This window comes from Enterococcus sp. HMSC061C05 (genome assembly GCF_001814765.1).
Classification (GTDB): Bacteria; Bacillota; Bacilli; order Lactobacillales; family Enterococcaceae; genus Enterococcus_B; species Enterococcus_B lactis.
In genome coordinates, this window is the sequence record NZ_KV817719.1 from 1 (window position 1) to 11,590 (window position 11,590).

Consider the following 11,590-nt stretch of genomic DNA (forward strand, 5'->3'; position numbering starts at 1 on the left):
ATTGAACACCGTTTATTCGGAATAAGGGACTGTGACACGACTTATGTCACAGTTTTTTTATTTTTTTAGTAGCTTCAACGCTTTTTCTGTATTGGCAAAGTGAAGTTTGGCATATTTTTCAAGCATAGGCATGCCGCCTTTTTCCAATAGTTTTGCCGCTACTTGATCAGATTTCGTTCCAGCTCCTGAGGGAAGGGTGATTCCAGCTTCAGCTGATGCTTTGTCTAACTCTTCTAAAAAGCTGGCACGACTGATGATAGAAGCAGCAGCAACAGCTAAATGATATTGTTCTCCTTTAGTAACGAAGTACAGTTTTTCTTGCAAGTGATTTTTTTCTAAACGCGCATATTTTTTAAAATTTGCTTCTGGTGTAAACTGATCGATCAAAATCGCTTCTGGTTTTTCTGGTGCGATTTTTTTTAACAGCAAATGGATTGCTTGATTATGCAAAGCGACTTTCATCCGAACGGCATTGTATTTTGGCTGGATCTCATTGTATTTTTCTGGGGGCAAGACAAGTAGTTTGTAAGGGATAGTTTCTTTTAAGATATCAGCAAGTTGGATGATTTGGCTATCTTTTAACTCTTTTGAATCTCGAACACCAAGTTTACGTAATTCTGCAAGCTGATCACGTTTCACATAAGCAGCACATACTGTTAGTGGACCGAAATAGCTGCCATTTCCGACTTCATCGCTACCTAAAACGGATAATTGACTGATATTTTTTGGCAAAGAAGAGACCGTTCTTGCTGGTTTGGCCTGTTTATCCTGTGCCTGTCCCCAGCGCTGAGCTTCCGTTTCTGCGTTTGCCCCTTGGAACATCACTTTTCCTGATGTGTAAGCAGTGATGGTCGTCCCGTCTTTTTTTGCAGCAAAGATAGTATAAGGAATCTGTTTATTTAACAAATAAGAGCGATAGTATGCTTTCATTTGACTAAGTTGGTCGTTCGTTGCTTTGATAATGACGTTGCTCATAAAATTCTCCTCGTTTTTATACATAAATCTATACCACAACTCCTGACTTTTCGTTTTCTAAGAGGTTGCGAGACATAGCATTTTTTTAAAGTTTATCATATAATAGTTAAGTATGTGAAAAATATTTGTGGAGAACGGTGAAAGAACCAACTTCATGGTACACTAAATAAAACTTTCATCAAATAGGAGGAAATGATTCGTATGGCGCACGAAAAAACACGCTACAAAGCAGTGATTGCCAACCAAACATATACTATTATCGGACGGGAAACCAAGCATCATATGGATATCGTAACGAAGCTGATCAATGAGCAGTTAGCAGAATTGAAACAATTATCACCACAAATGGATAATGAACAAGCAGCGATCTTGATGGCTGTCAATGCGCTTTCGGATCAATTGAAGAAACAAGAAAGAATCTTGGAGCTAGAAGAAGAAACAGCAGAATTAAAGAAAAAAATGATCAAATTTACAGAGCTTGAAAATCGCGTAAAACGCATGGAAGCAATCGAGAATGAAGCTCGAGAAGTACTGAAAGAAAATGGTCAAGCAGATTATACTATTAAAAATCATGTGGAAGCACAACAGATTTTAAATGAAAAACGAAAAGGACAAATCAAACAAAAATCTTCTAATTAAGATCCTTTTATCAAAATAAGAAAAATTTAAAAAAGTTAGAAGAGAAAGGAACGTAGCATGCTGAGTTTGCTGATTTTATTTTTATTGCTAATTGCGTTTTTTTCTGGAGCACGTCGCGGGTTTGCTTTACAAGTCATATTCGCAATCGGATATGTGTTGTCATTTATTGCTGCCCAGCATTTTTACAAACCATTAGCAAGTCATTTGGAATTATACATTCCATACCCAGCTGTCACCCCGACATCAAAGTTAGCATTTTTTGATCAAGTATTTGCCTTTCACCTAGATGAAGCTTTTTATGCAGGAACGGCTTTTCTGATCATTTTGCTGATTGGCTGGCTGATCACCCGATTTGTGGGGGTCTTTGTCCATGGATTGACATATGTGCCGATCTTGAGACAGGTAGACTGGATTGCAGGAGGTATCCTGTCACTAATCATGGCTTACGTTACTATATTTTTGATTTTGCAGTTACTTGCCTTTGTTCCATTAGATGTGGTCCAAAATCAATTCGGCGAGCATAGTTTCGCTCGTTTTATCGTTGAGAGAACGCCCTTTCTTACCAACAAGATGTATGAGCTTTGGGTAACGAATATTTTAAATTAAGGAAATAGGGCTAGAAAATATTTTTTTAGAAAAACTTTTACAAGAATGTTTTGTTTTTTGTACACAGTAGTTTATTTAAGAAGGCTGCGCAACGTATGTCCGGCACAGCCCTTTTTTCATAGTGAAAGATAAGGTGATAAAATGAATAACCGAATCCTTGAAACATTGGAATTTGAAAAAGTCAAACAGATGGTCAAACAATTTGTAGTGACTGCACAAGGAAAAGAAGAACTGGCAGAATTGGTACCAGTGAGCGAGAAACAAACGATCACAGAATGGCTTCAAGAAACTGAGGATGGGTTGAAAGTACAACGTCTGCGAGGCGGGATTCCTATACCAAAACTTGAAAATATCCGCCCTCATATGAAACGGATCGAAATCGGGGCAGACTTGAATGGAGTGGAGCTTGCACAAGTTTCCAGAGTGTTATCTACGACAAGTGAATTGCATCGGTTCATTGATGATCTTTCTGACAGTGAAATTGAATTTGCGCGTTTGTATATGTGGGCAGATCAGCTAGTCACGATTCCTGTTTTAAGTCGCCGTTTAAAGGAAGCAATCGATGAAGACGGACGCGTGACCGACGATGCTTCTCCTGAGCTAAAAATCATAAGACAGAACATTCGTCGCAGTGAACAAGCTGTTCGTGAACAGTTAGACGGAATCGTCCGCGGGAAGAACGCAAAATATTTGAGCGATGCAATCATCACCATGCGAAATGACCGCTACGTTATCCCAGTCAAACAAGAATACCGCGGTGTATTTGGCGGTGTAGTCCACGATCAAAGTGCTTCAGGACAGACTTTATTTATTGAACCAAAACAAGTGGTGGATTTGAATAATCGTTTGCGTCAATATCAAATCGCTGAACGAAATGAGATTCAACGTATTTTAAGTGAACTTTCTGCAGAACTTGTTCCACATCGTCAAGAAATCATCCACAATGCTTATGTGATTGGTAAAATGGATCTGATGAATGCAAAAGCACGATTTGGTAAAGAACTAAAAGCCATCGTGCCGGGAATCAGTGAAGACAATCATGTCGTCTTGAAACAAGCAAGACATCCGCTGATCGATCAGGAAAAAGTAGTTCCTAATGACATCGCAATTGGAAAAGACTATCAAGCCATCGTCATTACAGGACCTAATACAGGTGGGAAAACGATCACGTTGAAGACTTTAGGTCTGTTACAGCTGATGGGGCAAGCAGGGTTGCCGATTCCTGCAGGAGAAGAAAGCCAAATCGGTATTTTTGAAGAAGTATTTGCGGATATAGGAGACGAACAGTCGATTGAGCAAAGTCTATCGACCTTTTCTTCTCATATGACGAACACTGTAGATATTTTATCAAAAGTCAATGAAAAAAGTCTGGTACTATTTGACGAGCTTGGTGCAGGAACAGATCCGCAAGAAGGTGCTGCTCTAGCAATCGCGATCTTAGATGATCTTGGTAAAAAGTCTGCTTATGTGATGGCAACAACACACTATCCTGAATTGAAAGTTTATGGATACAATCGGGCAAATACGATTAATGCTAGTATGGAGTTCGATGTGGATACACTAAGTCCAACGTATCGTTTACTGATCGGTGTGCCTGGTCGGAGCAATGCGTTTGAAATCTCCAGCCGATTAGGTCTTGATACAGATGTTATTAATGAAGCAAAGCAGTTGATGAATGATGAGAGCCAAGATTTAAATGAAATGATCACAGATTTAGAGAATCGCCGGAAAATGGCAGAGACCGAATATCTGGAAATGCGTCATTTTGTTTCTGAGGCACAAGAACTTCATCATGATTTGAAAGAAGCTTACAGCTATTTCTTTGAAGAACGTGAAAAAGAAATAGAGAAAGCAAAGAAAAAAGCAAATGAAGTCGTGTCAGAGGCGGAAGAAAAAGCAGAAAAAATCATTGCTGATATTCGTAAAATGCAACAGCAGATCGGGCAAGGAAATGTGAAAGAGCATCAGTTGATCGATGCAAAGACCCAATTAGCAAATCTACATCAAGAAGAAACATTGAAGAAAAATAAAGTATTGAAGAAGGCGAAAGAACAAAAAACATTAAAACCGGGAGACGAAGTGTTGGTTACGACTTACGGCCAAAGAGGGACGCTTTTACGTAAAAACGGGAATCAGTGGCAAGTAGAAATCGGTATACTAAAAATGAATGTGTCCGAAGACGAACTGACGCCTGTTGCTCCTCAAAAAGAGCCGACACAACGAGTTGTCCATGCTGTACGCTCTGAATCTAGCAGTCATGTGCCGAATCAATTGGACCTTCGAGGAAAACGATATGAGGAAGCGCTAAGTGAAGTAGATCAGTATTTGGATTCTGCCATCCTAGCAGGTTATCCTCAAGTGACTATTGTCCACGGAAAGGGGACAGGCGCACTTCGCAAGGGAATTACTGATTATCTTAAAAACCATCGGAGCGTCAAAAGCTTTGAGTTTGCACCGGCAAATCAAGGCGGAAATGGTGCAACAATTGTTAAATTTAAGTAAAACTTACTAAAGGTAAGCAGATGGTTCGCTATCCAAGGATAGAAATGCTATACTGGTCATAGATTTTAAAAATGGAGGTCTTTGATATGTCACAAGTAATTACAGATAAGACATTTAACGAAGAAACAGACAAAGGACTTGTATTAATTGATTTTTGGGCAACTTGGTGTGGTCCATGTCGTATGCAAGCACCGATTTTGGATCAATTGGAACAAGAATATGATGAAGAAGAATTCAGAATTGCTAAAATGGATGTGGATGAAAATCCAGAAACTCCTCAACAATTCGGAATCATGAGTATTCCAACATTAATGTTGAAAAAAGATGGTCAAGTAGTAGAAAAAGCTGTTGGTGTTCATTCAAAAGAACAACTACGTCAAATGATCGACCAATATTTATAAAAGCTTAAAGCAAAAATAAGCTGAGGATGGGACTGAATTCAGTTCCGTCCTCGGTTTTTTTGCGGTTGAGTTAAGGTTATTCAAATTAACATTTTTTGAGTATAATTACGTTGTCAGGCTGGATTGTTTTTTTGACAGACATGCTATAATAACTTTAATTGAATATGAAGGGGAGTACCAGATGAACGAACGAATCAAAAACAAACTAGCTTTACTTCCTGATCAGCCCGGCTGTTACTTGATGAAAGATAAAAATGGAACGATCATTTATGTCGGAAAAGCCAAAATATTGAAAAATCGCGTCCGCTCATATTTTACTGGTAGCCATAATACGAAAACGGAACGGCTTGTTAGTGAAATTGAAGATTTTGAATACATCGTTACAGAATCGAATATAGAAGCTTTGCTCTTAGAAATCAATCTGATAAAGAAAAATGATCCTAAATACAATATTATGTTAAAGGATGATAAAACCTATCCTTTCCTTAAGATAACGAATGAAAAATATCCCCGTTTGGTGATTACTCGCAAAGTACTAAAAGACAAAGCACTGTATTTTGGACCATATCCAGATGTCGGTGCGGCGAATGAGACAAAGAAGATCCTCGACCGATTATTTCCTCTGAGAAAATGCAAACCTAGTCAGACGAAGGAGCCTTGTCTTTACTATCATTTGGGGCAATGTCTGTGTCCTTATTATTTCGACGTAGATCCAAAAGTCTATACGAAAATCGTTGATGAAGTGAAAAACTTTTTAAACGGAGGACACGAAAAAATCGAGTCAGAGATCCATCAGAAAATGGTAAAAGCTGCTGAAAACATGGAATTTGAAAAAGCCGCAGAATACCGAGACCAGATCCGTGCTATCGAAACAATCATGACTCGCCAAAAAATGACAAATACTGATTTACTGGATCGAGATGTATTTGGTTATGCGATTGATAAAGGCTGGATGTGTGTCCAAGTGTTTTTTGTAAGACAAGGAAAGTTAATTGAACGAGATGTTTCAATGTTTCCTTTCTATAACGAAGCAGAAGAAGATTTTTTGACTTATATTGGCCAGTTTTATCAGGAAAATGAACATTTCATTCCTAAAGAAGTCTTGATTCCTGATACGATCGACAAGCCAAGTGTAGAAGCTTTGTTGGATACGAAAGTTCTACAACCGAAACGAGGCGAAAAGAAAAAATTAGTGGAATTGGCGAATAAGAATGCCTCAGTTGCTTTGAATGAACGATTTGATCTGATTGCTAGAAAGCAGGAACGGACGATCGGAGCAGTGGAACGTTTAGGAAACGCAATGAATATCCCGACCCCAATACGCATCGAATCTTTTGATAACTCCAATATCATGGGGACGAATCCTGTGGCCGCGATGGTCGTATTCATTGATGGAAAACCAGCAAGAAAAGAATATCGGAAATATAAAATAAAAACAGTCAACGGACCGGATGATTATGCATCGATGAGAGAAGTCATCTATCGCAGATATTCACGAGTGATTCGTGAAGGGTTGCCTTTACCTGATTTGATCTTGATCGATGGAGGAAAAGGACAAGTCGATGTAGCAAAAGATGTCTTAGAAAATCAATTAGGAATCGATATTCCTATTGCTGGTATGGCAAAAAACGATAAACATAAAACAAATGAGTTGCTATTCGGTACAGATTTGGCTGTAGTACCACTTGAGCGAAATTCACCTGAGTTTTTCTTGCTCCAGCGGGTCCAAGATGAAGTCCATCGATTCGCGATCACTTTCCATCGGCAGCTGCGTAGTAAAAACAGTTTTGCTTCCCGATTAGACGAAATCGAAGGGCTAGGACCGAAACGAAAAAAAATGTTGCTTAAAGAGTTCAAATCATTGAAAAATATCACAGCAGCTACGATAGAAGAATTACAAGAAATCGGACTACCGAAAAATGTCGCACAAAACGTATTTGATAAATTACATCAGGAATGAGAAAAGGGCACTTTACAAAGAAAGTAAAGTGTCCTATCATTTTATTTACAACAACAAGAGAATACACGTTTGTTGGTAAATAATAAATCGCTTACATCTGGTGTCTTAGGATATATGGATTTATTGAAGAAGGAGTGAAGAAATGTTAGAAGTCAAGGATCTTGTTAAAACTTTTGGGAACTACACAGCTGTCGATCATGTCTCTTTCCAAATCCCAGACGGAAAAATCATGGGGCTGATTGGTCAAAACGGTGCTGGTAAGACAACGACTTTTCGTTTGATCTTGGATTTTTTGACACAAGACCAGGGAGAAGTGTTATGGAATGGTCATCATCTTGGGGAGAAAGATTATGATATCATCGGTTATCTTCCAGAAGAACGAGGACTTTATCCAAAAGTAACGATTCAAGACCAACTGCTTTATTTTGCAGAACTTAGAGGGAAATCAAGAAAAGAAATTGAACCAAAAATCGATTTTTGGATGGAAAAATTTCAGGTAAAAGGGAAAAAGACGGATAAAGTAAAATCTTTGTCTAAAGGGAATCAGCAAAAAGTCCAGCTCATCGCCACATTGATCCATGAACCTAAATTGATCATTTTGGATGAACCATTTAGCGGGTTAGATCCGGTAAACGCGGAATTACTGAAAGATGGAATATTGGAATTGAAAAAACACGGTTCGTGTGTCATTTTTTCTAGCCATAATATGGATAATGTAGAAAAAATCTGCGATCATTTGATCATGCTGCGAAACGGAAAAATGGTTTTGAATGGAAAAGTCCATGAGATCCGTGAATCATTTGGCCGTACGAAGTTATTCTTGGAATCTGGGTTAAGTCAACAGGAAGTAGAAGAAATCGAAGGCGTGAAAAAAGTGATCCTTCGTGAGGATAATACGTTAGAGATCACATTAGAAGATCCTGAAGCTGGGAAAGAAATCTTTACTCGTGCGACACAATTCGGCTATATCCCTATGTTCAACCAGCAGCCGCCAACTTTGGAAGAGATTTTCAAATTGAAAGCAGGTGAAATCGATGCGTAAGTTTTGGATTATTACCAAAGATGTCTATTTAAAAAATGTCAAGTCGATTTCTTTCTTGATTATGATATTAGTCCCTTTCATCATGCTAGGTATTATTTATGTAGCAGGAAACTTTGCCCAGCAAAATAGTGATGTCAATAAAATCGGCGTATTGGCTGATAATGAGCAAATCAGTCAGCAAATGAGCCAAGTCAAAACAGATGATTTTGAGTTCAAAGCAGTGGATTCTGAAGAAAACGCACAAAAAGACCTTTCGGAAGAAAAAATTGATGCTTATTTAGTAGTCTCAACTGATAAAGATAAAGTAAATGGGACGCTTTATAGTGAAAATTCATTGGGACAAAGTACACAACTGCTGATACAACAACAATTGACTGGCTTGCAATCAATGATTCGAGCAAGTGAATTAGGCATTTCTCCAGAAGAAGTGGCAAGTTTGAGCCAACAGGCAAGTTTGACTCGACAAAAAGTCAACTTTGATTCAAAAGGAAAAATGTCGGTAGGAGAAGATAATTCGACAGTCCAATATGTCGTCAGCTATGTGGCGACGATTGTCTTGTTCATTATCATTCTGACTTATGCACAAATCATTGCACAAGAGATTGCTTCTGAAAAAGGCACGCGGATCATGGAAGTGATCCTGTCCAGTACGACTGCACAAAAGCATTTTTACGGGAAACTAACTGGTGTTTTACTTGTTGCATTAACGCAAATGGCATTATACGGCATTATTTTTGGTGTAGGATACAATCAATTCAAAGATATGGAAATGGTCAAGAATATATTGGACGGTATCTCATTGGATAACTTGATTGGACCATTCTTGTGGTATTCTCTTCTATTTATGATCTTTGGCATTTTGATTTTTTCTATTTTGGCAGCTTTATGTGGCTCTTTGGTCAACAAAGCAGAAGATACAGCAAAAGCAATCTTGCCAGTGACTTATTTATCTTTAGGCGGATACATGCTTGGGTTGATATTAGGTGCGTCAGATCCAAATAATATCGTTATTCGGATCACTTCGTATATTCCATTCTTATCTTCCTATATTATGCCGGTTCGCTTGGCAAATGAGACAGTCGGTATGGGTGGAGCATTGATTTCCTTGTTGGTACTTGTAGCCGTGACATTCTTATTGATGATCTTGTCTGCAAACATGTACAAATCGAATGTACTCGTGTATAGCGAAGGCGGATTATGGAGTTCATTGAAACAATCGATTTCAATTATGAGAAATGAACGAAAAAAAGCATAAAATATAGAAAAATATAGAAGGAAGCTGGACATTTATTGTTCCCAGCTTCTTTTTTGTATAGACCTATTTCTGTTTTTTTATTATATTGGATATATATTCATTGAAAATAGCGTATAACAACTTTATAATGTTGAGTATACCAATTTTTGGAGGCGTTTTAATGGACCGCTATTTAGATTTACTTTCAGAGAAGTTCCCTACAACGGAAGATGTCATCACGGAAATCATCAATCTCGAAGCAATTTTGCAGCTTCCAAAAGGAACAGAGTTATTTTTGAGCGATATACATGGCGAATTTCCTGCTTTTGATCATATTCTGCGTATCGGTTCAGGAAATCTTAAAGAAAAGATCAAAGACCTTTTCTCTGAACAAATGACGGAAACGGAGATCAGCCAATTCACTATTTTTACGGCTTATCCAGAATATGTATTGACGACTGATTGGTACAAAAAACAAGATAAATCCCAGCTGATCCATCGTTTGATCGATCTTTTACGGTTTACGACAGTCAAATACACTCGATCAAAAGTTCGAAAAGGATTGCCGAAAGAATATAGCTATATCATTGAGGAACTCTTGTATATCGATGATCGTATCAACGGGAAAAAAGACTATGTAAAAAAAATCATTGAACAACTTGTCTTGATGAAGGAAGAAGAAAAATTTTTAACAAAACTTGCGCAGACGATCCAAAAATCTGTCATCGATCATTTGCATATCGTGGGTGATATTTTTGATCGAGGAACTCAAGCAGCCAAAGTAATGGATCGAATCATGGATTTTTCCTCTGTAGATATCCAGTGGGGGAATCATGATATTTTGTGGATTGGTGCGTATTGCGGCTCTGAGGCATGTTTATTGACGCTTTTACGGATTGCCGCACGCTACAACTATTTATTTGAATTAGAGAAAGAATATGGATTAAATTTACGTCCATTATTTTCTTTTGCCCATCAAACCTATCAGAAGAATCCAGTATTTACCCCTAAAAACAGGAAAGATCTATCTGAAAGAGAGCAAGAAGAATTAGAAAAGATCCATCAAGCACTTTCTATCCTCCAATTCAAATCAGAACATCAGTTGTTGGATCGACGACCTGAATTTAAAATGGACGATCGTAAATTGTTGGAAAAAATCAACTATGAGGAATCAACGATCGATTTAGAAGGTCAGCTCTATGAGTTGAAAGGGACTTGTTTTCAAACGATCCAGCCAGATGATCCTAAAAAGTTCTTGGAAGAGGAACAAAAAGTGATCGATAGTTTGATGTATTCATTCCAGCACTCGTTAAGAATGCAAAAACACATGACGTTTTTGATTGAAAAAGGGGGAATGTATCTCACAAACAATCAGCATGTACTGTTTCATGGCTGTATACCTGTAGATGAAAAGGGGCAGCTCTTAGCATTTGAATTAGACCAATCTTATCGCGGAAGAGAACTACTGGGATTTTTTGAAAAACAGATAACTGAAAGCGCAAAAGATTTGACTGCAAAAGAAGATTTGGCGACCGATTTGATTTGGTATGCGTGGAGCGGGCCATTTTCGCCTTTATTCGGCAAGAGTAAAATGGCCACTTTTGAGCGCTATTTTCTCACAGAGCCTCATACGCACGTCGAAAAAAGCAATCCCTATTATCACTTGCGAGATGAAGAGTGGTTCAGTGAAAAAATTTTGGCAGAATTCGATGCAAAAGAAGAAGGTTCAGCAATCATCAATGGGCACACGCCAGTAAAAGTAAAAAAAGGGGAGTCACCGATCAAAGCAAACGGAAAAGCATTTGTTATTGACGGAGGTCTATCCAAAGCTTATCAAAAAACAACCGGGATTGCTGGCTACTCATTACTATGCAATTCTTACGGTTTCCAAATCGTGACACATTATCCGTTCTTGCCTATTGAACAACAATTTGCAAAAAAATCTGATCAAACGAATGTAAAAAAAGTGATCGAGCAGCAGCTCCCACGCAAACTTAATCGGGATACGACAAAAGGAATGGAATTACAGCAACAGATTACTCAGCTCCAAAGGCTGTTGGATTATCGAAAGGACGATTGAGAAAAATGCTAGCCAACATTGCTCAATAGACTAAAAAAGGACTGCAACAAAAGGCGTGTCGCAGTCTCCTTCGGAATTAGCTCAAAAAACGGAAAAATATGAGGAGCTATTTTTCCGTTTATTTCTCTAATACTCAGGTCAGGGCGCTGAT

At 38.2% G+C, this 11,590-nt stretch carries 9 protein-coding genes; 8 read left to right on the plus strand and 1 reads right to left on the minus strand.

From position 1 onward, the window contains the following. Positions 1-57 precede the first annotated feature (57 nt). Entirely contained in the window at positions 58-975 is a 918-nt protein-coding gene (gene rnhC, locus HMPREF2988_RS00765) for a ribonuclease HIII (RefSeq protein WP_002314644.1), read from the minus strand. A gap of 201 nt (positions 976-1,176) precedes the next feature. On the opposite strand from rnhC, the gene zapA reads away from it, so the two are divergent. From zapA to HMPREF2988_RS00805, 8 genes are all read left to right on the plus strand, one after another. Next, entirely contained in the window at positions 1,177-1,614 is a 438-nt protein-coding gene (zapA, locus tag HMPREF2988_RS00770) for a cell division protein ZapA (RefSeq protein ID WP_002290800.1), read from the plus strand. Positions 1,615-1,671: 57 nt separating this feature from the next. Continuing rightward, positions 1,672-2,220: a CvpA family protein gene (locus HMPREF2988_RS00775; protein ID WP_002333754.1), complete on the plus strand. Its 549-nt coding sequence runs from the start codon at positions 1,672-1,674 to the stop codon at positions 2,218-2,220. Between the two features lie 141 nt (positions 2,221-2,361). Next, entirely contained in the window at positions 2,362-4,722 is a 2,361-nt protein-coding gene (locus HMPREF2988_RS00780; protein ID WP_002377489.1) for an endonuclease MutS2, read from the plus strand. Positions 4,723-4,808: 86 nt separating this feature from the next. Beyond that, positions 4,809-5,123 (plus strand): thioredoxin, encoded by a 315-nt coding sequence (trxA, locus tag HMPREF2988_RS00785; protein WP_002290803.1) that lies wholly within the window; start codon positions 4,809-4,811, stop codon positions 5,121-5,123. A 181-nt stretch (positions 5,124-5,304) separates the two neighbouring features. After that, a complete protein-coding gene (gene uvrC / locus HMPREF2988_RS00790) occupies positions 5,305-7,083 on the plus strand; it encodes an excinuclease ABC subunit UvrC (RefSeq protein ID WP_002320257.1) in 1,779 nt (592 codons plus the stop codon). Between the two features lie 142 nt (positions 7,084-7,225). Then, the gene (locus HMPREF2988_RS00795; RefSeq protein WP_002314648.1) at positions 7,226-8,125 is read left to right on the plus strand and encodes an ABC transporter ATP-binding protein; all 900 of its coding nucleotides are present in this window, start codon (positions 7,226-7,228) and stop codon (positions 8,123-8,125) included. Continuing rightward, positions 8,118-9,380, plus strand: coding sequence for an ABC transporter permease (locus tag HMPREF2988_RS00800; RefSeq protein WP_070769808.1), 1,263 nt, complete (start codon positions 8,118-8,120; stop codon positions 9,378-9,380). Before HMPREF2988_RS00795 ends, HMPREF2988_RS00800 begins: the two co-directional genes overlap by 8 nt. Before the next feature lie 160 nt (positions 9,381-9,540). After that, positions 9,541-11,439, plus strand: a complete 1,899-nt coding sequence (locus tag HMPREF2988_RS00805; RefSeq protein WP_070769809.1) for a fructose-1,6-bisphosphatase — start codon at positions 9,541-9,543, stop codon at positions 11,437-11,439. The last annotated feature ends 151 nt before the right edge of the window (positions 11,440-11,590 follow it).